At 32.5% G+C, this 22,044-nt stretch carries 25 protein-coding genes and 1 pseudogene; 4 read left to right on the forward strand and 22 right to left on the reverse strand.

Annotated elements, in window-relative coordinates:
- Positions 1-223: 223 nt before the first annotated feature.
- Together ACVC08_RS15170 and ACVC08_RS15175 are read right to left on the reverse strand one after the other, a co-directional pair.
- On the reverse strand, positions 224-727 hold the full coding sequence (locus ACVC08_RS15170; RefSeq protein ID WP_452602662.1) for a hypothetical protein: 504 nt from the start codon (positions 725-727) through the stop codon (positions 224-226).
- Between the two features lie 85 nt (positions 728-812).
- Entirely contained in the window at positions 813-2,018 is a 1,206-nt protein-coding gene (locus ACVC08_RS15175; RefSeq protein WP_452602663.1) for a multidrug effflux MFS transporter, read from the reverse strand.
- A gap of 80 nt (positions 2,019-2,098) precedes the next feature.
- Between ACVC08_RS15175 and ACVC08_RS15180 the strand changes: the two genes are divergently transcribed.
- From ACVC08_RS15180 to ACVC08_RS15190, 3 genes are all read left to right on the forward strand, one after another.
- Positions 2,099-2,545, forward strand: coding sequence for a DUF1572 family protein (locus ACVC08_RS15180; RefSeq protein WP_452602664.1), 447 nt, complete (start codon positions 2,099-2,101; stop codon positions 2,543-2,545).
- 59 nt (positions 2,546-2,604) lie between these two features.
- A complete protein-coding gene (locus ACVC08_RS15185; RefSeq protein WP_452602665.1) occupies positions 2,605-4,377 on the forward strand; it encodes an ABC transporter ATP-binding protein in 1,773 nt (590 codons plus the stop codon).
- 86 nt (positions 4,378-4,463) lie between these two features.
- Positions 4,464-4,604: a hypothetical protein gene (locus tag ACVC08_RS15190; protein WP_452600127.1), complete on the forward strand. Its 141-nt coding sequence runs from the start codon at positions 4,464-4,466 to the stop codon at positions 4,602-4,604.
- A gap of 179 nt (positions 4,605-4,783) precedes the next feature.
- On the opposite strand, the gene ACVC08_RS15195 is transcribed toward ACVC08_RS15190, so the two are convergent.
- The 18 genes and pseudogenes from ACVC08_RS15195 to ACVC08_RS15280 all read right to left on the reverse strand — a co-directional run bounded on the left by ACVC08_RS15195 (position 4,784) and on the right by ACVC08_RS15280 (position 19,442).
- Positions 4,784-6,088, reverse strand: a complete 1,305-nt coding sequence (locus tag ACVC08_RS15195; RefSeq protein ID WP_452602666.1) for a cryptochrome/photolyase family protein — start codon at positions 6,086-6,088, stop codon at positions 4,784-4,786.
- A gap of 20 nt (positions 6,089-6,108) precedes the next feature.
- Entirely contained in the window at positions 6,109-6,570 is a 462-nt protein-coding gene (locus ACVC08_RS15200) for an SRPBCC family protein (protein ID WP_452599170.1), read from the reverse strand.
- A 135-nt stretch (positions 6,571-6,705) separates the two neighbouring features.
- Positions 6,706-7,167 carry a TspO/MBR family protein gene (locus tag ACVC08_RS15205; protein WP_452602667.1) on the reverse strand — a complete coding sequence of 154 codons (462 nt, stop codon included), beginning with the start codon at positions 7,165-7,167 and terminating at the stop codon, positions 6,706-6,708.
- 10 nt (positions 7,168-7,177) lie between these two features.
- Entirely contained in the window at positions 7,178-7,648 is a 471-nt protein-coding gene (locus ACVC08_RS15210; RefSeq protein ID WP_452602668.1) for a glutathione peroxidase, read from the reverse strand.
- Positions 7,649-7,718: 70 nt separating this feature from the next.
- Positions 7,719-8,402, reverse strand: coding sequence for an SDR family NAD(P)-dependent oxidoreductase (locus tag ACVC08_RS15215; protein ID WP_452602669.1), 684 nt, complete (start codon positions 8,400-8,402; stop codon positions 7,719-7,721).
- Between the two features lie 53 nt (positions 8,403-8,455).
- Complete coding sequence (locus tag ACVC08_RS15220) at positions 8,456-8,677, reverse strand: hypothetical protein (RefSeq protein ID WP_452599032.1); 222 nt, start codon at positions 8,675-8,677, stop codon at positions 8,456-8,458.
- Positions 8,678-8,679: 2 nt separating this feature from the next.
- The gene (gene folE, locus ACVC08_RS15225) at positions 8,680-9,381 is read right to left on the reverse strand and encodes a GTP cyclohydrolase I FolE (RefSeq protein ID WP_452602670.1); all 702 of its coding nucleotides are present in this window, start codon (positions 9,379-9,381) and stop codon (positions 8,680-8,682) included.
- A gap of 8 nt (positions 9,382-9,389) precedes the next feature.
- Positions 9,390-9,698, reverse strand: a complete 309-nt coding sequence (locus ACVC08_RS15230) for a TIGR03643 family protein (protein WP_452602671.1) — start codon at positions 9,696-9,698, stop codon at positions 9,390-9,392.
- Positions 9,673-10,098 (reverse strand): hypothetical protein, encoded by a 426-nt coding sequence (locus tag ACVC08_RS15235; RefSeq protein WP_452602672.1) that lies wholly within the window; start codon positions 10,096-10,098, stop codon positions 9,673-9,675. The genes ACVC08_RS15230 and ACVC08_RS15235 overlap by 26 nt, the downstream gene beginning before the upstream one ends.
- A 116-nt stretch (positions 10,099-10,214) precedes the next feature.
- Positions 10,215-11,705 carry an FAD-binding domain-containing protein gene (locus tag ACVC08_RS15240; protein ID WP_452602673.1) on the reverse strand — a complete coding sequence of 497 codons (1,491 nt, stop codon included), beginning with the start codon at positions 11,703-11,705 and terminating at the stop codon, positions 10,215-10,217.
- Complete coding sequence (locus ACVC08_RS15245) at positions 11,706-13,238, reverse strand: cryptochrome/photolyase family protein (protein WP_452602674.1); 1,533 nt, start codon at positions 13,236-13,238, stop codon at positions 11,706-11,708.
- 11 nt (positions 13,239-13,249) lie between these two features.
- Positions 13,250-14,560, reverse strand: coding sequence for a DASH family cryptochrome (locus ACVC08_RS15250; RefSeq protein ID WP_452602675.1), 1,311 nt, complete (start codon positions 14,558-14,560; stop codon positions 13,250-13,252).
- Entirely contained in the window at positions 14,530-14,670 is a 141-nt protein-coding gene (locus ACVC08_RS15255; protein ID WP_452599966.1) for a DUF2256 domain-containing protein, read from the reverse strand. Before ACVC08_RS15255 ends, ACVC08_RS15250 begins: the two co-directional genes overlap by 31 nt.
- 173 nt (positions 14,671-14,843) lie before the next feature.
- Positions 14,844-16,018, reverse strand: a pseudogene (locus ACVC08_RS15260) (SDR family oxidoreductase).
- Positions 16,019-16,020: 2 nt separating this feature from the next.
- The gene (locus ACVC08_RS15265) at positions 16,021-16,644 is read right to left on the reverse strand and encodes a flavin reductase family protein (RefSeq protein ID WP_452602676.1); all 624 of its coding nucleotides are present in this window, start codon (positions 16,642-16,644) and stop codon (positions 16,021-16,023) included.
- Positions 16,645-16,652: 8 nt separating this feature from the next.
- A complete protein-coding gene (locus ACVC08_RS15270; protein ID WP_452602677.1) occupies positions 16,653-17,978 on the reverse strand; it encodes an ABC1 kinase family protein in 1,326 nt (441 codons plus the stop codon).
- Positions 17,979-17,989: 11 nt separating this feature from the next.
- Positions 17,990-18,646 carry a TetR family transcriptional regulator C-terminal domain-containing protein gene (locus ACVC08_RS15275; protein WP_452602678.1) on the reverse strand — a complete coding sequence of 219 codons (657 nt, stop codon included), beginning with the start codon at positions 18,644-18,646 and terminating at the stop codon, positions 17,990-17,992.
- Between the two features lie 127 nt (positions 18,647-18,773).
- Positions 18,774-19,442 (reverse strand): MIP/aquaporin family protein, encoded by a 669-nt coding sequence (locus ACVC08_RS15280; RefSeq protein WP_452602679.1) that lies wholly within the window; start codon positions 19,440-19,442, stop codon positions 18,774-18,776.
- A 118-nt stretch (positions 19,443-19,560) separates the two neighbouring features.
- Here ACVC08_RS15280 and ACVC08_RS15285 point away from each other — a divergent pair, with 118 nt between their 5' ends.
- A complete protein-coding gene (locus ACVC08_RS15285) occupies positions 19,561-20,409 on the forward strand; it encodes a DUF2911 domain-containing protein (RefSeq protein WP_452602680.1) in 849 nt (282 codons plus the stop codon).
- 187 nt (positions 20,410-20,596) lie between these two features.
- On the opposite strand, the gene ACVC08_RS15290 is transcribed toward ACVC08_RS15285, so the two are convergent.
- Entirely contained in the window at positions 20,597-20,968 is a 372-nt protein-coding gene (locus ACVC08_RS15290; RefSeq protein WP_452599060.1) for a VOC family protein, read from the reverse strand.
- Positions 20,969-21,286: 318 nt separating this feature from the next.
- On the reverse strand, positions 21,287-21,997 hold the full coding sequence (locus tag ACVC08_RS15295; RefSeq protein ID WP_452599059.1) for a YebC/PmpR family DNA-binding transcriptional regulator: 711 nt from the start codon (positions 21,995-21,997) through the stop codon (positions 21,287-21,289).
- Between the last annotated feature and the right edge of the window lie 47 nt (positions 21,998-22,044).

Below are 22,044 nucleotides of genomic sequence, written 5' to 3' on the forward strand. Positions count from 1 at the left end.
TTATTTTTTTATCAAAAAGTAGTTTGGTATTATTAAAAATAATATTATTTTGGCACAAATATTGAAAGATATATTGGTGTAGTGCTATAAAGAATGAAACATAAAGTAAACTTACAAAGTCCCTAAAAAGAAACATTCCCTACTACAAACACAAAAGCTACTTCAGTTTATATTGAAGTAGCTTTTTTTATATAGGCTATCTATACTAATAAGATAGGAATTGTTATATTTTTTGTCTTATAAAACCCTCCTCTTTTTGTTGTTCAACAGGAGCCTCTTCTTGCTTACCAGGAAAAACTAAAGACGTACTTGAATAAGTTGAGCCAAAAGTTACATTGGCAAAATACACTTGTTCTATAGCATTTGCAACTTGCTCTTTTGTTAACTCTTTTAATGGGTGAATAAAAACGGACCAAAGCACATCGTCTGAAATAGCATATTTAGCATCTAATACAGTGTGAAAATTAGCAAGAAGAGCATTGTTTTTTAAGTCTTCAGTTAATTTAGAAGCTTCTACTATTGGCGAAATAATACGCATCCTATTATGGTTAGTATCAGTTAAGCAAATAAAAGACACATGTTCTATATTAAATTGCCATCTCCCTTTAGAGCCATGTACTGTATCGCTTACTTTATTAAAAAGTTCTTCTAATATATCATTATTCATATTTTGTGAAAATGCTACACTAGAAAATAAAAATAAGAGTAAAACTGAAATTTTTTTCAAAATGAAAGTATTTAAGGTTTACCTATCTGTCGCAATAGTTTATAAAACATAACAATAATAAGCATTATGCTTTATGCTTTGTGTTTTATACTCTAGCTAGTCGCATTTGTCGTTTAACTATAATAAAAGCTAAAACAGATAATAACCCAAAAAATGAAAAACCAATAAACAGAGGTAATACAGAAGTTTCTACAAAACTTCCAATATAATTTGCTATAGGCACAGCCATTACTGTAGAGATAAAGCCATTAATTGCAGAGCCAATACCAGCTATATGGCCTAAAGGCTCCATAGCCAAAGCCCTTAAATTCCCAAAAAGTAATCCTACAGCAAAAAACTGACATAAAAAGAACCCCAATAAAATAGCTATATGCGGGTTGTTTCCTTGAAAGAAAATAAGAATATATAATAATGAAATAGAAGTATAAGCTATAGCAGCTAGCTTAGCTATTTTAAAAGAACCAAACCTAACAACTAGTCTACTATTCATAAAAGTAGAAGACCCTACGGCTAGAGCAGTACTAGCAAACAAATAAGGAAACCATTCACCAAGATTATACTGTTTTTCAAAAATTTGTTGAGAAGTGCTTAGGTACACCATAAAAGACCCTGTTATAAAGCCAGACATTAAAGTAAATGCTACAGCCTCCTTTTGTTTAAAAAAAGCTCTGGTACCATTAATAAACAACTCCAGAGAAAACGGAGTACGCTTACTTTTAACCAATGTTTCTGGTTGACGTTTCCAAAACCAGACAATAATTATAATTCCTATTATTAAGTTAACATTAAAAATAGCTCTCCAATCGGCAATATTTAAAAAGAACTGTCCAAAAGCAGGAGCAATAGTAGGAACCAAAATAAAAAAAGCAACAATTATAGACAGAACTTTCGCCATATAATCACCACTGTAAGAATCTCTAACCATAGCAATAGCAATAGTTCTGGGAGAAGACAAACCAATACCTTGAAGAATTCTACCAAAAATCATAAGCTCAAAACTTTTAGTAGTCACACAAATAATACTAGCAATAATAAAAACAATAAAACCAATATAAACAATGCTTTTTCTACCAAAACTATCAGATAATGGCCCAAAAATTAGTTGTCCAACACCTAAGCCCAAAAAAATCATAGTAATTAATAATTGATTATCAGCAGGGTTTGTTACACCTAAAGACTGCCCTACATCTGGTAAGGCTGGCAATAAAGCATCTATAGATAGAGCAACAAGAGACATTAATGCTGCCATTAAAGCAACAAATTCAAACTTAAAAGTAGGCTGGTTTTGCATGGTTCAAAATTACATTAAATAAATTCTAATTTTACTCTTATCAAGTATTATCTTAGACATAAAAAACAAAATTTATAATCATGTTAACAGACAGTTTAATCAAACTATTCACTCGCGATTTAAACGCGCTAAAACAAGAGCTTAATTTATATACAAAAGAAGAAAATTTATGGATTTTAGATAAAGCAGTAACTAACACAGCAGGTAATTTATGTTTGCATCTGGTAGGTAACCTAAAAACATTTATTGGCGCATCGTTAGGTAATACAGGTTATATAAGGCAACGTGATTTAGAATTTTCGCAAAAAAATATACCAAGAGCAGTTTTATTACAACAAGTAGACGAAACAATAGACATTGTTAGCAATACATTAAAAACATTAACTACTGCCGATTTACAAAAAGAATATGTACGTCGTGTTTTTGAAGATAAAATGACTACTGAGTATTTTTTAATTCATTTAACCATGCATTTATCTTACCATTTAGGGCAAATAAATTATCACAGACGTTTGTTAGATAATTAGTACTATTCATAAAGAACTCAATAATAACTTCAGTATTTTTGTGCAATAAATACAGCTAAATGCAACATTATAAAGAATCCACTTCAACTAAACATAAAAAGAAACGAAACGTTACTCTAGCTTCAGCTTTTAAAACCATTATTTGGCCACGACGTAATTACGTTTTTATAGGTTTAATTTTAATAGTTATTAAAAGTTTAGCAGGTTTTGTTGTACCCATACAAAGCAAAGTTTTCATTGATGATGTGTTACCAAATAAAGATTTCGATAAATTATATTCACTTATCATTATTGTTATTTCAGCGATATTAGTACAAGCTATAACTTCTTTTTTATTAACCCGAATTTTAAGCGTACAAGCACAGTATTTAATTAGCGAATTACGAGCACAAGTGCAAAAAAAAGTATTAGCCTTACCTATTAGTTTTTTCGACAACACTAAATCTGGAGCCTTGGTGTCTCGTATTATGAGCGATGTGGAAGGCGTGAGAAACCTTATAGGAACAGGATTAGTACAATTAGTCGGTGGGACGATTACTGCTGTCATTTCTCTTGTGTTATTAATAGATATTAATCCATGGATGACACTTTTTGTGTTACTGCCATTATCTGTTTTTGCCTTAATAGCTTTAAAAGCTTTTAAATTTATAAGACCAATTTTTAGGAATAGGGGTAAAATAAATGCAGAAGTAAAAGGACGTTTAACCGAAACATTGGCTGGTGTTCGTGTTATAAAAGCCTTTAATTCTGAAGAACAAGAAAATAAAATATTTGAAAAAGGAGTTGATAAGCTTTTTCAAAATGTAAAAAAGAGTTTAACCGCAACTGCGTTAATGACAAGTTCTTCTACCTTACTAGTTGGTATAGCCACTACTGGAATAATGGGGTTTAGTGGTTATTATATTATTGAAGGTACAATGACTATTGGTGAGTTTTTTAAGTTCTCATTGATTTTAGGGTTTATGATAGCACCAATAGTACAAATGAGTAATATTGGAACACAATTAACCGAAGCTTTAGCAGGTTTAGACCGTACCGAAGAGTTAATGAACGAAGCCACAGAAGACGATAACCCAAATAGAACCATAGCATTACAAAACATTAAAGGCGATATTCAATTTAAAGATGTTAATTTTTCTTATGAAGAAGGAAAACAAGTATTACATAATATTAACTTTAATGCGCCATCGGGTTCTGTAATTGCTTTAGTAGGAAGCTCAGGTTCAGGAAAATCTACTATAGCTGGGTTAGCAGCTACATTTTTAAATGCACAATCTGGGAAAGTTACTATAGATGGGCATGATATTTCTAAAGTAAAACTAAGTAGTTTTAGAAAACATTTGGGCGTAGTGTTGCAAGACGAATTTTTATTTGAAGGTACTATTAGGGAAAACATTATGTTTCCTAGACCAAATGCAACAGAGGCACAATTGCAAAACGCAGTAAAAGCAGCCTATGTAAATGAGTTTACCGATAGGTTCGAGGAAGGCTTAGAAACCTTAATAGGGGAGCGTGGGGTAAAATTATCTGGAGGACAGCGCCAACGTATAGCAATAGCAAGAGCGATTTTAGCAGACCCTAAAATTATTATTCTAGATGAAGCCACTTCTAATTTAGATACAGAAAGTGAAGCCCTAATACAAAAGAGCCTTTCTGAATTAACTAAAAATAGAACCACAATAGTTATTGCGCACCGTTTAAGCACGATTAGAAAAGCCGACCAAATTCTAGTTATAGAAGCTGGTAAAATAGTAGAACGCGGAAATCATGACGAGTTAATAACTTCAGAAGGACGTTATTACGATTTGTATACATTTCAAGCTAAAATATAATTGTGTCACTTATTTTAAGTGAATAAGGAATTCAGTAAGGTGTTATTGTTGTAACCGAATATCTTTATCGTATAAAATTATATAATATGATAACAATAGAAGCAATTAAACCTGGCCCTAAGCCCAAAAAAGATGATGGCTCTCTAGATAGGAGAAGACGCGTTACACCCGATAAGAAGAAGGACTATCCACCTTTAAAAAAACACGACCATAAAAAAGGAGATTGATTACACTTTACTAGAGTAACTTTTACTAATGGCTGTCTGAAAAGTAAAATTTTAGTTAAACCTAACTTGATTCGGTTTCTCATAACAATTTAAAATTAGTTTAATGAGATTCTGAAAAGACTTTAGAAGGACGCTTTTAATACTTTTCAGACAGCTTCATTTTTTATACTAAATAAAAACTAACTCACCGCAGCCTTATAAACTTCCAAACACCGTTCTCTAGCAGCTTTATGGTCTACCATAGGTTTTGGGTAAGTTAATTCTTGAAACTCTGGAACCCATTGTTTTATATATTCTAAATCTTTGTCAAACTTTTTAATTTGCGTGGTTGGGTTAAAGATTCTAAAATACGGTGAAGCATCCACACCAGAACCAGCTACCCATTGCCAATTGCCAATATTACTCGCCATGTCGTAATCATGGAGTTTTTTGGCAAAATAAGCTTCACCCCAACGCCAATCAATCAATAAGTGTTTACAAAGAAAACTACCAACAAGCATTCTAATACGGTTATGCATAAAGCCTGTTTTATTTAATTGTCGCATACCAGCATCCACTAAAGGATATCCAGTTTTGCCCTCGCACCATTGCTTAAATTCTGCTTCGTTATTACGCCATACTATACGGTCGTACTTTGGTTTAAAGCTACTAGTAGACGAATGTGGAAAATGCCATAGAATTTGCATAAAAAACTCACGCCAAATCAACTCTTTTAAAAAGGTTTTATTGTTCTGTTTATTGGCTTTATCTACCATGCGTCTTATACTTACTGTACCAAAACGCAAGTGCGGTCCAAGTCTAGAAGTTGCATCTTGTGCAGGGAAATTTCGCGTAGCTTCATAGGTTTTTATTAAGTCTTCATTTACAGTGTATTCAGGCACTTTATTTAAAGGGTTTGTAAAACCAATATCGTTTAAACTAACATTAGGGTAAGTACTCTGTTTTAAAGTGTTATCTAGCTCTTTTTCAGAAGAAGAAAATGTAATACCTTGCGTTTCAAAAACACTTAGCCATTTTCTAGAATATGGGGTGTAAACTTTATATGGATTGCCGTCATCTTTTACAATATCTTGCTTTTCAAAAATAACTTGATCTTTAAACGTTTTAAAAGAAATATTATTAGAGTTTAAAAGTGTTGCTATCTTTTGGTCTCTAGAAATAGCATACGGTTCGTAATCATGATTTGTAAAAACTGTATCTATAGTAAAATTAGAAAGCAGTTGCTTGTAAACAGCTTCAGGTTGACCATAATAAAGTGCTATACCAGAATTGTAATTAGCTTTAAGTGTAGTGTTTAGCTTTTGTAAAGTATCGTGTATAAAGGAGACGCGAGCATCGTTTTCAGGCAATTCTTCTAAAATACTTTTATCGAATATAAAAATAGGTAGTACTGGGTGTTCGCCTTGTAATGCATGGTATAACCCTACGTTGTCATCCAATCGTAAATCACGACGAAACCAAAAGATATTAATAACTTGTTTCACTTTAAAATTAATGTTTTGCGTTAATATTTTCCAAAAAGAGCTTCTAACTTCGTGGTTCTATAATTAAATATTTCCTCTAGTTTTGGTTTAACTATAATGGGGTGTATAAGTTGCCCTAAAATACCCATAGGTACTTTATAATCAATAATATCTTCCATTTCTACACCTCCATCAATTTCTTTTATAAAATGTTTATGATGCCACAAAGCGTAAGGCCCAAAACGTTGTTCGTCTACAAAATACTCATTATCTACAACATGTGTAATCTCTGTAACCCATTTGGTTTTTATGCCCAAAACGGGTGTAACAATATACTGTATAATTTGCCCAGCAAACATAGGTCTATCTGCACCAGATAGTATGTTAAACCCCATGTAATCTGGTGTAATAGTCTTTAAATTTTTAGGGTCGGACAGAAATTTCCAAGCTTGTTCTTTAGTAATTGGTAAATTCTGTTTTTTATGTAATCGATATATTTTCATAAAAAAACTAGTTTATCGTTCTCATCCTTCGTTATAGCCTTATTTGACTAAAGCCTTGAGACTCAAGGTAAGCTCTGGTGAGAATTTTATTCTTTTTTAATCTCATTTAATGAATACAAAATATATTCTATACTATTAATTATTTATTAATATGTAAGTGTTTAATGATGTTGCTATTAACAGCCAAACCATATATGGTAATAGTAAATAACTTTTGTTTTTTAATAGATTTCTATAATTAAAGAAATAGTAAAATATAACTATAGTTAGTAGTGTAATAACAATTAACCCTAGAGTTATTAAGTGTTGATTAAAGAATACGTAATTCCAAATTACATTTAAAAACACTTGCACTGCAAACAATAGTTTAGATTTTGTAGTGTTTAAAATACTAAATAAATAGCCTAAATAAACTGAAAAACAAATCATTATTATTGTCCATGCTGCTCCAAACACCCATCCTGGTGGCGTCCATGGTGCTTTATCTAAGTTTATGTACCACTCAGTTGTGGGACCACTATCCATAAGCCAACTTCCTAGGGCTAAACCTCCAAAGTTGATAACTAAAAAGAATATAACGTATTTAATTTTTAACATCGGTTATTGGTTATAAGTGCTTTATTATTTTTTTACTTGTTGGCTTAGTAATGGAAAAGTAATAATCTACAAGCTTTCCTTCTGGATCAACTAAGTATTTTTGAAAATTCCATTTTACATTAGAGTTAGATACACCGTTTTGTTCTTTTTTAGTTAACCATTGATAGAGTGGGTGTTGCCCGCTTCCTTTTACTTCAATTTTCTCGGTAATAGGAAAGGTTACTCCGTAGTTTACTTCGCAAAAATGTTCTATTTCTGAAGCATTTCCGGGTTCTTGTTTTCCAAACTGGTTACAGGGTACGCCAATAACTGTTAACTTATCTTTATAGGTGTCACTTAATTCTTGTAAGTCTTTGTATTGCGGCGTAAATCCGCATTTAGAGGCTACATTTACAAATAAAATGTGTTGTCCTTTGTATGCAGATAGGTCTAAAGGTTGGCCTGTTAAGCTGTTAATTTTTATATCGTATACCGTTTGCATGGTGTTTTATTTTATTAATTGATGCTTTTGTTATTAAGGTTTAAAAGAAAGTTTTAATGATTTTACAGCTTTATATTTTAAAACTTACAATACCACAATCCATTTCAAAAATTTGTCCTGAAACTGAACTAGCTTTATCCGAGGTTAAAAAGGTGGCCATGTTTGCTACTTCTTCTGGACTAAGGAATTTTTTAAGGGGATGACGTTCTGTGATATTTTCTATCATTTTTTCGTTACGTAATAGCTTAGATGCTAATTCTGTATCGGTTACGGTAGGAGCAATAGCATTAACGCGTATGGTTGGTGCTAATTCTGCACCTAGAGATTTTACTAAGCCTTCTACACCAGATTTTGCTGCTGCAACGCTAGCGTGATATGGCATACCTAGTTTAGAGGCTACTGTACTAAATAGTAGGATGGAAGGGGCGTTTCCCTTTTTTAGAGGTTTTAAATACGTTTGTATGCTTTTTACTGCGCCTACTACATTTATTTCAAAATCGTTTCTAAAGTCTTCTAAACTTAAACGTGAAATTGGTTTTAAATTAATGCTGCCAGGGCAATAAATAATGGTGTCTAAGGTCTCTATTTTAGGGAGTTCATCAGTTAATATATCACAAGTATAGTGTGTTAAGTTCTGATGTGTAATTGCGGGATTGGTTCTACTAATGTTAATAATGTTATTATCATTAACCAAGGCGTTAACAATAGCATTACCAATGCCTTTGCTTCCACCTACGACAAGTATATTCTTCATGTGTTTTAATATGTTAGAATAGGTAGAAGCTCAGCTAAAATAGCGTTATTCTACTATGATGTTGGGCGACCTTTTAGTCTTTTTTCTATTTTTTGTTTAATTACAGTAAGGCGTTTCATTACTTCCATAAGTTCTGGATCCTTACTTTCTTTATATATTTCATTCAAGCCTAGAATAAGTTCTTTTGCTTCTCTTGATGCTACAATTCGTTCGTTTGTACTTTTAAATGAGGTGCTTTTTTGCTCAAACTCTAGTGCTCTTTTTAATATGTTCATTGTCAGTTTTTTAAATAATTCTGTAATTCAGTTATTTTAGCTTGCGTTTTAAACAGGCCTCCATAATAAGAAGTTACAGTTGCAGAAGTGTCGTCTTTTACTCCACGCGACGATACACATAGATGTTTTGCATCTATAATTACAGCTACGTTTTCTGTATTAAGAATTGCTTTTAATTCGTTAGCTATTTGAGTTGTTAAACGTTCTTGTACTTGAGGCCTTCTTGCAAAATATTGTACAATACGGTTTAACTTTGATAGACCAATAACCTTGCCTGAAGAAATGTATGCCACGTGAGCTTTACCGATAATAGGAACAAAGTGATGTTCGCAGTTAGAATAAAAGGTGATATTTTTTTCTACAAGCATCTGATTATATTGATACTTATTGTCAAATAAAGCAATTTTTGGCATATTATTGGGGTTTAATCCAGAAAAAATTTCATCAACATACATTTTTGCGACTCGTTTTGGCGTTCCTTTTAACGAATCGTCTGTTAAATCTAACCCCAAAACATCCATTATTTGCCCAAATAACTCCGCAATTTTTTCTTTTTTCTGTTCATCGTCAAGCTTAAAAGCATCTGCTCTCATTGGGGTATCTATGCCTGTGTACAGGTGATCGTCTCCAATATCTTCATGAGAAAATCCATTAAGGGTAATACCGTTAGTTTTAGTAAGTATTTCTAAATCAGTCTTTTTCATAGCAATATTTATCTTTTACTCATTTTGTTGTGGGTTATTTGTTTTTGTCTTGTGCATTTAAAACGACCAGCGTTTTCAAAATTACGTTTACTTTGGTGTTTTGTTTTTCTACCTTGTACTCTTGCGCGCCATAATTTAAAACTACTTTGTTTTAATTCGCGACGCATAATGTCTATAACTTCTTGTTCTTTAATATTAAACTGAAAAGTAATTGCATCAAAAGGCGTACGGTCTTCCCAAGCCATTTCTATAATACGATCGATATCTTCTGTTGAAAATGTTTTGTCGTCTTTAGCTCTGGAAATTATATTGTGCATCAAATTTTACTTTTTCTTCTAATAGTTTATTAAAGAACACTTTGTTCTCTTTAAAGGTTTTATTATTTCTAAAATGAATAAATTTCCCCTGTGCATGTATACTAGAACCATTAACTTTATAAATTACTAATTGGTAGTAGGGAATTGCCCAAGTATAGTTTTGTAAGCCTTTATTAATATGTATTAAAATGCCTTTTGGACGCAATTCTATGTTGGCATAATTAATATCTGCTATTTTATTAAGGTAATGGTCTAAGTTTGGGCTTACTTCGTCTATAATCATCCGCTTAGACCCAATACCTCTACGTTTTATACTTTCTATAAAACTAAAGGTTTTGCCAACTAAATCGTTTATTAGTTCTTTATTTTCTTTACTTGTATGTGTTGTGTTTAATATCAAGTTAAAATATGATTAGCATCATTATTGTTAATCAAATTTACAAAATGTTTAATTATTTGAACATAAAGTTAAACAAAAATTAACATATTATTATTTTATGTGTCTATAAGTATTGCTTATTCTGTTCGTAACATACGATTTCTATTACTAAGTGTGTGACGTTTAAGTATGCGGTAAGCCTCTTTTTTTACTAAAGCATCGTCTTTTAAATTCCAAAGGATATCGCTTGCTTTTTTACGAGATTGTTTTTCGTTAACTATAGGAGAGGGGTAATCTACGCCTAATTGGAAACCTGTTAATTGTTGATCGAAGTACGACATGGTTTGCGGTTCGTGTATAAATGGAGGTGCTAAATTTTTTAATTCTGGAACCCATTTTTTTATAAATGTACCATTAGCATCATGTTCTATACTATTTTTTATGGGATTATAAATACGAAGCATATTAATACCTGTTTCTCCTGCTTGCATTTGTATTTGAGGATAGTGTATGCCAGGCTCAAAATCTAGAAATAAAGAGGCTAAGTGCTCGCTCATATCTTGCCAGGGTTGCCATAAGTTATGTGTAAATATAGAAACAACCATAGCTCTCATTCTAAAATTAATATATCCTGTCTCTTTTAAGCATCGCATACAAGCATCTACTAAAGGGAATCCTGTTTGTCCGTTTTTCCAAGCATCTTGATGAGTTTTATTTACAGGTTTATTAAGGTTATGGTATCCTTTATTTACACTATTAAATTCCATTTGGTGTTCCATTTCAAATTTCTGAATAAAATGTGCTTGCCACCTTAAACGCGAGATAAATGCATTTAAATGGCGTTTATGCTTGCTGTATTTTTTTAATTCTATTGCTTTATGAATAACTTGCCTTACCGATAAATTTCCCCAAGCAATGTATGGCGATAAACGACTGCATCCTGTTCGTGCTTCTATGGGTTTAGAAATATGAAACATATAGTTTACATAGCGTTCTTTAAAAAACGACTGCATATATTTTAAACCTGTGGTTGTGCCACCTTTTTGAAGTTGTTTTGAGTTTGGTGCCTGTAAAGTCACTGTTTTAAATTCGCGCTCTAAACGTTCTATAGTTGCTATATTTAGTAATTGGTGTTGTTTTGGAGCAAAGGTGTGTGTGTCTTGCATCATAAATTGTTCCCAATCCTCAAACCAAGTCTTTCTATTACGTAACCCTCTTACTACACCATTGTTTACAGTTTCTATCCATGTTATATCTTGTGTTTTACAAAACTCACCAAATGCAATATCTCTTTTATATGTTTTATAGATTCCTGTTTCTTGATGCGAATGTACTGTTGTAAGGTTGTAGTATTTACTAATGCTTGTAACAAGATTGTCTATGGTACTATTAACGACTAGTATTTTAGAATTGTAGGGTTTTAGTTGTGTATTTATATCGGCTAAGGATTGCTTTACAAAATTCCAATGGCGTTCGCTGTAATGCTTGTCTTGCAACAAAAAATCTTCAAATAGATAACAGAATAGCACACGTTTACCAGACTTTAAAGCATTTTCTATAGCTTCATTGTCTTGCAAACGCAGGTCGCGTTTGTACCATACGAGGTGTAGTTCTTCTTTTTCGGACATTTAGTAATGGTCAGGATTTTCAATAATATCTTGTGCTCGTTTTTTTATATTATGTACGTCTTCAGCATCCATTTTATTTAATAAACTATACATCATTTTCATTCTAAAGTTTCCACTTAAATGCTCTCGTTTATCGTCTAGAAAATTCCAATATAGACTATTAAACGGACAGGCTTTATCTTCAATTTTGTCCTTTTTGTTATAATAGCAATTATCGCAATAGTTACTCATTTTACTAATATAACTTCCGCTAGATATATATGGTTTTGTTGCTATTTTACCACCGTCTGCAAACTGACTCATTCCTCTGGTATTTGGTAGTTGCACCCATTCTATAGCGTCTACATAAATACCTAAATACCAGTCGTCTATTGCATCGGGGTGTATTTGGGTTAGTAAAGCATAATTACCCGTTATCATAAGGCGTTGTATGTGGTGTGTGTAGCCGTTATCTAAAGAGTTAGTGATGGCTTGTTTTAAGCAATTCATTTTGGTTTGTCCTGTCCAGTAAAAATCGGGTAGGGCATTGGTGTTATCTAAATGGTTTAGCGTTTTGTATTCTGGCATTGTTGCCCAATACATACCACGCATATATTCTCGCCATCCTATTATTTGTCTTATAAAACCTTCTACCTGCGAAATATCGATGTCTTTGCCATATTTACGCCAATAGTTTAAAACGCTAGTCACAATATCTTTAGGAGAAATAAGTTTACAGTTCATAGCAAACGATATACGTGAATGAAATAAATACGTTTCGTCTGTATGCATAGCATCTTGATAATCGCCAAAATGAACTAGTAAGTGCTCGCAGAAATACTTTAATTGTTTTAATGCTTGTGCTCTTGTTATGGGGTATTCAAAATATTTAGATTTAAATGTGCCTATGGTTTTTATTTTCTCGGATTTTAATAATGCTACAATATCCGATACATCGTTTTTAAATGATAAGTAATCTGGAATTTCATGTTTACCCTTCCATTTATTCCTGTTGCTTTTATCGTAGTTCCATTTACCACCTTCTGGCTGATTGTTTACCATTAAAATGTTATGATTTTTACGCATATCTCGATAAAAATTTTCCATTAGCCATTGCTTTTTGCCTTTAAAAAAAGTAGCTAAATCGTTTCTTTGGGTGTAAAAATGTTCTGCAGATACGGTATTCGTTTTTATATCTAATGTATTGCAAAAGTCTTTTAGTTGTTGGTCTAAACGGTATTCGTCTGGATTTATATATTCAAAACACTTTATATTGTGCTTTTTAATGAGTTGCTGAATGTTTTGCGTTAAATCTTGAGTGTTCTCTTTAGCGTCAAGTGTGTAATATTCTACTGTACAACCATTAGATTTTAGGGTTTCTGAAAAGGCACGCATGGCCGCAAAAAAAACAATTACTTTTTGAATATGGTGTTTTACGTAGTCCGTTTCCTGTCGCATTTCGAATAAACAGTAGATGTACTCGTCTTGATTACTTTTATACCAAGAGTGTTTACTATTTAATTGGTCGCCTAATATTAATCGTAATGTTTTCAATAGTTATTATTTTAAAAGAGTGTGTTTTGTAACCATAATTGTTGGTATTTTCCTTTAGAATCGTAGCGTTCTGCCTGTAATTTTAGATTAAATATGCGGTCTCTGGAGTCGTTGCCAACTCCCGAAACGTACATCCAATTACCGTAGTTACTGTGTACATCGTAATCAATTAGTTGAGACTCGAAATAGGCCGCACCTATACGCCAATCTAATTTTAGGTTTTTAGCAAAATAACTGGCTACGTTTTGTCGACCACGATTACTCATCCAGCCTGTTTTTTTTAATTCTATCATATTTGCATTAACAAAGGGTTCTTGTGTTGCTCCATTAATCCATTGTTGTAGAGCTTTTGTATTAGTATTCCAGTGGTATTCTTTATCTAGTATTCCGCCAATTTTAAAGAGTTTATTGCCGTGTTTTATAGATACGTATTTAAAGTAGTCTCTCCATATTAACTCGAATATTAGCCAGTAAGTTGAGTCGTTTTTAAAATATTCAGCCTCGAAGGTTTTTACTTTCCAATATATTGTTTTTACACTAATGCTTCCATTGGCTAACCAAGGCGAGAACTTAGAGCTAAAATTAACGCCAATTAAACCATTACGGGTCTTTTTGTAAACACCTAGTTTTTTAGTTTCAAAAAAATAATCGTTTAATCGGTTTATTGCTTCGGTTTCACCACCTCGTAATGGAAAAGCACTGTTTGGGTGCGCTGTAAACGCTTCTAAGCCTAACGTTTCTAGTGTAGGTATTGTAGTCGTGTTTTTTATTGTGTTTGGTTCTTGGGGTACTGGCACTTCTATTTCTTGAGAAATACTGCTGTAGCGTTCTACTTTTTTCCTGAAGGCTGTAAAGACCTTGGGTAACTGTGATATTTGAAAATTTAAAGTTTCTGGATGATACAAGAATTGATTGTAAGTTTCATGTACTGCTATGGCTTTAGGTAGTTTACTTAAAACGCTATTTTGTATAATAACTTCTTCTTGCGTCCATTCTTTTTGAAGATAAATGGCATCAAATTGAAATGTATTATTAAGTTTTGAAATTACTTGTGCTGTAGCGCCGTGATAGACAAATAACGGAATGTTTAAGAGTGCAAGTTTGTGTTTTAAGTCGGTTATGGTTTCTATTAGAAATTGAGCTCTGTATTTTTCAGTTTTAATAAATCCGAATTTGTCTTTTTTAAAATAATGAGTATCGAAACAATATATAGCGATTACTGTTTCGCTTTCTTTTAATGCATTTGTTAATGAAGCATTATCTTGTGTTCTTAAATCGTTTCTAAACCAAACTAGGCTATTTTTGTTTTGTTTCTTCTGCATTTTTCACTGCAATATTTTACGTTTTCCCAATTTTTCTCCCACTTTTTACGCCACGTATATGGTAAACCACAGGTGTTACATATTTTGGTAGGGAGGTGTTGTTTTTTCATTATTATTGTTGTTGTGTGTCGTAATTTTCTGGAAATGAGCTTCGCTATTTCCTGTCAAACCATCCGATTTTTTTATTTAAAAATCACCTTCTTTTTGCTAAAAAGAGCAGTTTCTATTTTATATTTAAGTAAGCGACTGCCAACTGTTTACTGTTAACTGTATTACTAATTCTCTACGCTTTGGCAAGCTTATTAATCATACCGTTAAATATAAAGCCATGAAATGGTAATACGCTGTACCAATATAATCGCCCTGCAAGTCCACGAGGTCTAAACACAGCGCGTTGGTATACTTTACCTTTAGCTACTCTAAATTCTAACCAAGCTTCTCCGGGTAATTTCATTTCGGCGAATAGTAATAAGCGTTTGTTTTCTTCATCTGCCAGAAGTACACGCCAAAAATCTAATGCGTCTCCTGTTTTAATGGTGTTTTTATTGGTTCTTCCGCGTCGTAAGCCAATACCGCCTACCATTTTATCTAGATAGCCACGTATTTTCCATAATGTGGTGCCGTAATACCAACCATTTTCTCCTCCAATGGCACATATTTTATCGAATGTACGTTGCTCGTTTAATACCTTTCGGTCTTTAACATCTTTAAAACAACCGTATTTTGGTACGTTAATGTATTTGCTTGAGGCTCTTTTTTTTAGTCTACTACTTGCAAAAGAGTCTTTCCAGCTAGAAACTATACTGTTTTGTTTTATTTTAATATTTCTGGACCAAAAATATCATACGATGTATTGTAGACTTTTTCGTTTCCTAGGGCTTTGGTTAAAAAGCTTAAAACATCTCTAATGGCTATAGGTTGTGTTTTTGTTTTTAACCATTTAGGCGCTATCATTATTGGTAATTTTTCTACTAGGTCTCTTATAATTTCAAAAGAAGAGCTTCCAGAGCCTACTATAATACCTGCTTTAAATACTGTTAAGTTATAGCGTTTGGATGCTAGTACGTTTTCAACATTTTTGCGTGAGAGTAGATGACTGGAGAGTTTAGTATCATTAGTTATACCACTTAAATAAATAACTTGTTTAGTGTTTGTTTGTTCTATATAGTTTTTAAAATTTACAGCGCAGTCATTTTCCATTTGCTGAAATTTACTAATGGAATTAGACATAGAATGTATTAAGTAATAAGCAGTATCTATATTTTTGGGGATATTGTTTAAGGTTTCTGGCGCTAAAAAATCTGCTTCAACAACTGTAATATTATCTTCTGTTTTGTAACGCTGCTCTGTTCGTAGTTTACCACGCACTGCACAAACGACTTCATGACCTTGCTCTAAAAGTAACGGAATAATACGTTTGCCTATGTAACCTGTTGCTCCTGTTACTAATACTTTCATTTTTAAATAATTTCTTTTGGTCGTTGGTAGGCTAATCTTGTTTTTAAAGTAGGTATTGTATAGCCATCTAATCCGTTAATTGCTGCTACATTAGCTTTAGATAGGTTAATAAAACCGTCTTTTTCTAATAAGCCTTCATTTAAGTATAAATTCTGTATTTCTCCAATTATTAAAATGGTATCATTAGCTGAAATATGATATTCTTCTACAAATTTCATCTCTAATTGTACGGGCGCATCTTTTACATAAGGTGCAAAACAATCATTTTTATATTCTGAAACTAAGCTAGTGATTTCGAATTCTGATATGTTTCTATTGTATTTAGCAGAGGTATGGTGTGCTTCTTCTATATTATTTTCGTGTATGTGATTAATTGTATATACTCCTGTTTCTTTTATATTCTCGTAGGTGTTACGTATTACTGTTGTTGGCCTACAAAAAAAGCCTAGAAGGGGAGGGCTTGACCCTATGTGCGTTACAGAACTAAATACAGCAACGTTTTCTACTTCGTCTTTAGATTTTGTACCTATTAGGTTGGCAGACTTAAACCCAGAACAACTATTTATTAGGTTTATGCGGTATAAGTGATGTAATTCTTCTATGGTATTTTTACTAAAATGCTTCATAAGTTGAATTACGCTTGGTGCTGTTTTAACGTGTTGAAATTATTTATTTTGATGTTTTTTGACTTTAAATCGAACATTAAATTATATAAGCCAAAAAATGTTCTATTGATGTATATAAAATGTTTAGAGCCTCTGTTTCCGTTCATTTTTCGTAATTCGGTATTTTTACTGTAACGTTCTCCTAATTCTGCAACTGCATTAAAAAAGGTTTCGTCTGAAAAGTCGAAGGTTTCATTATGAAATGGCTTGGTAAACAAGCTTAACATCTCGAAAAACATGTTTGAAAAGAATTCTATTTCTGCCTTTGTATCATCTTTTCTAAGAATTTCTAAAGCATACATTTTTTCTTCAAATTGTTTTGTATCGTTAATGACTTCGGGTTTAGCTAACTCAAAGTAAGGTGTGTAGAAATGTTCTGGTACTGCTTTCATACAACCAAAATCTAAGGCTATTAGTTTTTCATCTTTGGCTATTAAGAAATTTCCAGGATGAGGATCTGCGTGTACTTTTCTAAGTACGTGTATTTGGTACATGTAAAAGTCCCAAAGGGCTTGCCCAAGCTTATTTGCTAATGCTTCGTCTGTGTTGTGTGCTGTAAATTCGCTAAGGTGTTCACCTTCCATCCAGTCCATAGTAATAATTCTTTCAGAAGACAATGCTTCATAATACTCCGGAAACTTTAGGTTAGGTATGTGTTTACAAGCTTCTACTATGGCTTTACTTTGTTTTATTTCTAGTAAATAATTTGTTTCTTCTCTTAATTTGTCTTCAACTTCTTTAAAATATTTATCGGAGTCTTTTCCTCTTATGTTAAACATTTTAATAGCTATTGGCTTTACTAAAGCTAAATCACTCGCAATACTGTCTGCGACTCCTGGGTATTGAATTTTTACAGCTAACTTCTTTCCATATTTTTCAGCCAAATGTACTTGTCCTATGCTTGCTGCATTTACTGAGGTTGCCTTAAACTTATCGTATATTTCTGTTGGTAACTTACCAAAGTATTTTTTAAATGTTTTTGTTACTAGTGGTGGTGATAAAGGCGGTACAGAAAATTGTGCTAAAGAAAACTTCTCTACATAAGCTTGTGGCAAAATGCTTTTCTCCATACTAAGCATTTGTGCTACTTTTAATGCGCTTCCTTTTAAAGTTTTTAAGCCATTGTAAATATCTTCAGCATTGTTTTCGTTTAGGCGTTCTTTAGATTCGTCTTCTGTTTTTGTTAATCTGTCTCCGTAATATTTAAGGTAGTTAACTCCAACTTTTGCGCCTGTTTGTACTAATTTTGTTGCACGCTGAATTTTTGATGTGGGTATTTTATCTATTGTTTTCAAAGGCTTCTGTTTTAGTGTGTTTGTAGTTTCTCTTTATAGATAAATTTACCTAGGTCGATGATGCTTTTTATTGGTGCTACATCTATAACATCGAAACTAGTATTGATGGATTTTTCTATAAAAATGTCAGTTTTTTCAAAGTTAGGAGACGTATCATCTAACCAGAACTTTATGGTAAGTAGCAATTGAAACCAAGCGGATTCTTTCAAGCCTTTATTCTGTAATTTTTCAATATTTGCTTGCTTTACATCTATTAACTCAATGCCTAAGTCTTCTATATACTTACCAAAGGCTGTTTTCAATTCTTGTAAGGTGAGTAATGATTTCATTTTGTTTTTATGCTTATTTAAAGCATAAATAACATAACTTCTATTAGCAGTTAGGTTTTCGAAACAGGTGTAATAATAGCTTAACAGTTTATTTCTAGGTTCGAAATTGGCGTAGTCTTCGCTGTTATTAAGTGCTTTGATAGTGTTTTCATGAAAAGCTTTAAATATAGCTTTTTCTAATGCTTCAAATGAAGCAAAGTGTTCATAAAACTTACTCTCTTCGAAGTTATTGTGTTTTGCAAATGCATAAACAGTGTTTGGTTGTTTATCATGCTCCAAAACATAATCCATGTATAATGAAATGATGTTATTGCTTGTTATGTTCTTCTTTTTAGCCATTATGTATTACTATTTAATAGCATAAAGATACAAAATGTTTAACTGTTCTATTTAATAATTAAACAAAATTAACAAACCTTTCACTTTAAGGTTTTAGGCTTCTTGTTTTGTTAGTAGGTTTACTTATTTAACAATCTGCATCGCAACACTTATCATCCTTTACTAATTTGCATGACACTACGGCTGTTAATGCACCTAGTATTGGTGCTGTAATGTATAACCATAAGTATTGAAAATTACCTGTAAATAGGGCAGGAGCAATAGAGCGAACAGGATTCATAGAGGCTTTTGTTATTGGGCCAGCAAACATGGCTTCTAGTAAAATAACTGCACCAACAGCAATGGCTGCCATGGTACCTATTTCTTTACTTCCTGTAGATACATTTATGATAACAACCATAAGGAAAAAGGTTAATAAAAACTCTATTATTGCCGCTTTGTAGGGCGGAAAGCCTTCCATTGGTGTTGTTTCTCCTAAAAATTGACTTTCGGGAAATAAGAACCATAATAAGGCACTAGCACAAATTGCGCCTATTAATTGTGCTATTATATATTTTGGGACATTTTTCCAGTTGAACTTTTTTGCAAAAGCAAAGCTTATAGTTACCGCAGGATTGAAGTGAGCTCCAGAGATGTCCCCAAACGCGTAAATCATGGCCATTACAATTAGCCCCCAAGTTATAGCAACACCAACGTGAGAGATACTACCATTAGTAACCTCGTTAATAGTCATAGCACCTGTTCCACAAAATATCATTGCAAATGTTCCTAAGGTTTCTGCTATAAGTTTTTTCATTTTTATATCTTTTTTGCAAATATACGCCACCTTATTTTAAGGTTTTGTTAACAATTAAGGTTTTACTAATACGTAAATTTACATTCATTATTAAAACAAACACTAATTATCTGAAATTATGAAAAAATTACTATTGATGGCTTTAGTTTTTACTGCGTCTTTCACAGTAAATGCTCAAGTAGAAACACCACAACCTAGTCCATTTTCTAAAGTGGAACAAAAAGTTGGATTAACTGATGTTACTCTAGAATATTCACGTCCAGGAATGAAGGGACGTACTATTTTTGGAGATTTAGTGCCTTATGGCAGATTATGGAGAACTGGAGCAAACGCTAATACAAAGATTTCTTTTAGTAGTGATGTTACTGTTGGAGGTAAAACTTTAAAAGCTGGTGATTATGCTATTTATGTTACACCTAAAGAAAAATCATGGGAAGTTGTTTTTTATTCTGATGCAACAAACTGGGGACTTCCACAAAAGTGGGATGAGAGTAAAGTAGCTGCAAAAGTAACTGCTGAAGTTTACCCAATGCCTGTAACTATAGAAACATTTACTATAACGTTTGACGATTTAACAAATAGTTCTGCGGTTATAGGAATGCTTTGGGAAAAGGCTTATGTAGGTGTTAAATTTGAAGTACCAACAGATGCTACTGTTAGTGCTTCTATAGAAAAAACAATGGCTGGCCCTGGTGCTGGAGATTATTTTTCTGCTGCTAGATATTACTTAACTGAAGGAAAAGATATTAATAAAGCTGTTATGTGGATAGACAAAGCGGTAGAGTTAACAAAAGATAACCCACGTTTTTGGTATTTACGCCAACAGTCTTTAATTCATGCAAAAGCAGGAAAAAAGAAATCGGCAATTGCTGCTGCAAAAGCGTCTTTAGAGGGTGCTGAAAAAGCGGGTAATGCAGATTACGTAAAAATGAATAAAGCGTCTTTAAAGGAGTGGGGCGCTATGTAATTTAGATTACATTTTTTAGCTACTAAAAAAAGCTATCTAAAAAGAATAGAAACGTTATTTTTTTGAATTATGTTTAAAATTCAAAAAAACTCATTTTAATTGTTATGAGAAACCGAATCAAGTTCGGTTTAACGAGAATCTAACTTTTTAGATAGCTTTTTGTATTGTTATAATTGCTATAGTGTTTTTAAACATGCTGATCTATTAAAATAGCATTTCCATCTGGGTCTAATACTACAAAGCTTGCTGGACCTGATGTATTTTTATCTGCTTCAGTTTCTAGTGTTATATTATTGTCTTTTAAGTGTTGTTGTATTGTTCTTATATCATCAAACTGTTCTAAGTTTTTTGCATTGGCATCCCAACCAGGGTTAAAGGTTAATATATTATTTTCGAACATGCCTTGAAATAATCCTATTAATGACGATTCGTTTTTCATTATTAAATAGTTTTTTTCAATATCTCCTGCAAATACAGTAAACCCAAGAGTTTCATAAAATGTTTTAGAGGCATGAATGTCTTTTACGCTTAAACTAACAGAAAAGGCTCCTAATTTCATTATCAATAAATTTAAAATTCTTTTAAAAATACAATTTTGAATAGATAAATACTTATTTAGTGTTTTAAAAATCGGGTAGTTTTTCCTATTATTTCCGCCTAAAAATTAAAATACGTTAATTAGCGGTTAAACAGGAGATTGTATAAAGAGTGAAAAAATATAAAAGGTTGTTTAAAAAGTAATGTAAACGACATTTTTATTTTTTAATCTCATTACATTAATTTTTTAATGCTTTTGAGAAACCGAGTCGAGTTCGGTTTGACGTTTTTTTACTTTTTAAACAACCTCTTATTGTTAATCTCTTTTATTTCAAGGCTTTTACTCTGCCATAGTGTGGTAGACGTTTTGCACGTCGTCGTCCTCTTCAATTTTTTCTAGTAATTTTTCAACATCGGCAACTTGCTCTTCTGTTAAGGTTTTAGTTACTTGTGGAATACGCTCAAAACCAGAGGATAATATTTCTATCTCTCGTTTTTCTAATTCTGCTTGTATGGTTCCAAAGTTTTCAAAAGGGGCATATATTAAAATACCATCATCGTCTGCAAAGACTTCTTCTGCACCAAAGTCTATAAACTCTAATTCTAATTCTTCAGGGTCTAAGCCTTCAGAAGGTATTCTAAAATTACAAGTATGGTCGAACATAAAAACCACAGATCCTGATGTTCCTAAGCTTCCGTCGCATTTATTAAAATAACTACGTATGTTGGCTACGGTTCTGGTATTATTATCTGTAGCAGTTTCTACTAATACGGCTATACCATGTGGTGCATAGCCTTCAAAAATAACTTCTTTATAATCACCTTGTCCTTTTTCGCTTGCTTTTTTAATGGCGCGTAGTACATTATCCTTAGGCATGTTTACTGCTTTGGCATTTTGAATTACTGCTCGTAAACGCGAATTACTTGCGGGATCTGGACCTCCATCTTTTACTGCCATTACAATGTCCTTACCAATGCGTGTAAAGGCCTTACTCATTGCAGACCAACGTTTCATTTTACGTGCTTTACGAAATTCAAAAGCTCTTCCCATTTAATATGTATTTTTATTGTCCTACAGCGTAGGAGGTTTATTAATTA

It is taken from the genome of Pontimicrobium sp. MEBiC06410, assembly GCF_053601615.1.

Bases quoted from the DNA above. Each gene is read 5' to 3' on its own strand.
- folE (WP_452602670.1), bottom strand. From the start codon at position 9,381: ATGAAAAAGACTGATTTAGAAATACTTACTAAAACTAACGGTATTACC.
- ACVC08_RS15205 (WP_452602667.1), bottom strand. From the start codon at position 7,167: ATGTTAAAAATTAAATACGTTATATTCTTTTTAGTTATCAACTTTGGA.
- ACVC08_RS15220 (WP_452599032.1), bottom strand. From the start codon at position 8,677: ATGAACATATTAAAAAGAGCACTAGAGTTTGAGCAAAAAAGCACCTCA.
- ACVC08_RS15290 (WP_452599060.1), bottom strand. From the start codon at position 20,968: ATGAAATTAGGAGCCTTTTCTGTTAGTTTAAGCGTAAAAGACATTCAT.
- ACVC08_RS15190 (WP_452600127.1), top strand. From the start codon at position 4,464: ATGATAACAATAGAAGCAATTAAACCTGGCCCTAAGCCCAAAAAAGAT.
- ACVC08_RS15275 (WP_452602678.1), bottom strand. From the start codon at position 18,646: ATGGCTAAAAAGAAGAACATAACAAGCAATAACATCATTTCATTATAC.
- ACVC08_RS15215 (WP_452602669.1), bottom strand. From the start codon at position 8,402: ATGAAGAATATACTTGTCGTAGGTGGAAGCAAAGGCATTGGTAATGCT.
- ACVC08_RS15230 (WP_452602671.1), bottom strand. From the start codon at position 9,698: ATGCACAATATAATTTCCAGAGCTAAAGACGACAAAACATTTTCAACA.
- ACVC08_RS15280 (WP_452602679.1), bottom strand. From the start codon at position 19,442: ATGAAAAAACTTATAGCAGAAACCTTAGGAACATTTGCAATGATATTT.
- ACVC08_RS15265 (WP_452602676.1), bottom strand. From the start codon at position 16,644: ATGAAGCATTTTAGTAAAAATACCATAGAAGAATTACATCACTTATAC.
- ACVC08_RS15250 (WP_452602675.1), bottom strand. From the start codon at position 14,560: ATGCAGAAGAAACAAAACAAAAATAGCCTAGTTTGGTTTAGAAACGAT.
- ACVC08_RS15175 (WP_452602663.1), bottom strand. From the start codon at position 2,018: ATGCAAAACCAGCCTACTTTTAAGTTTGAATTTGTTGCTTTAATGGCA.
- ACVC08_RS15180 (WP_452602664.1), top strand. From the start codon at position 2,099: ATGTTAACAGACAGTTTAATCAAACTATTCACTCGCGATTTAAACGCG.
- ACVC08_RS15200 (WP_452599170.1), bottom strand. From the start codon at position 6,570: ATGAAAATATATCGATTACATAAAAAACAGAATTTACCAATTACTAAA.
- ACVC08_RS15240 (WP_452602673.1), bottom strand. From the start codon at position 11,705: ATGTCCGAAAAAGAAGAACTACACCTCGTATGGTACAAACGCGACCTG.
- ACVC08_RS15185 (WP_452602665.1), top strand. From the start codon at position 2,605: ATGCAACATTATAAAGAATCCACTTCAACTAAACATAAAAAGAAACGA.
- ACVC08_RS15285 (WP_452602680.1), top strand. From the start codon at position 19,561: ATGAAAAAATTACTATTGATGGCTTTAGTTTTTACTGCGTCTTTCACA.
- ACVC08_RS15295 (WP_452599059.1), bottom strand. From the start codon at position 21,997: ATGGGAAGAGCTTTTGAATTTCGTAAAGCACGTAAAATGAAACGTTGG.
- ACVC08_RS15210 (WP_452602668.1), bottom strand. From the start codon at position 7,648: ATGCAAACGGTATACGATATAAAAATTAACAGCTTAACAGGCCAACCT.
- ACVC08_RS15255 (WP_452599966.1), bottom strand. From the start codon at position 14,670: ATGAAAAAACAACACCTCCCTACCAAAATATGTAACACCTGTGGTTTA.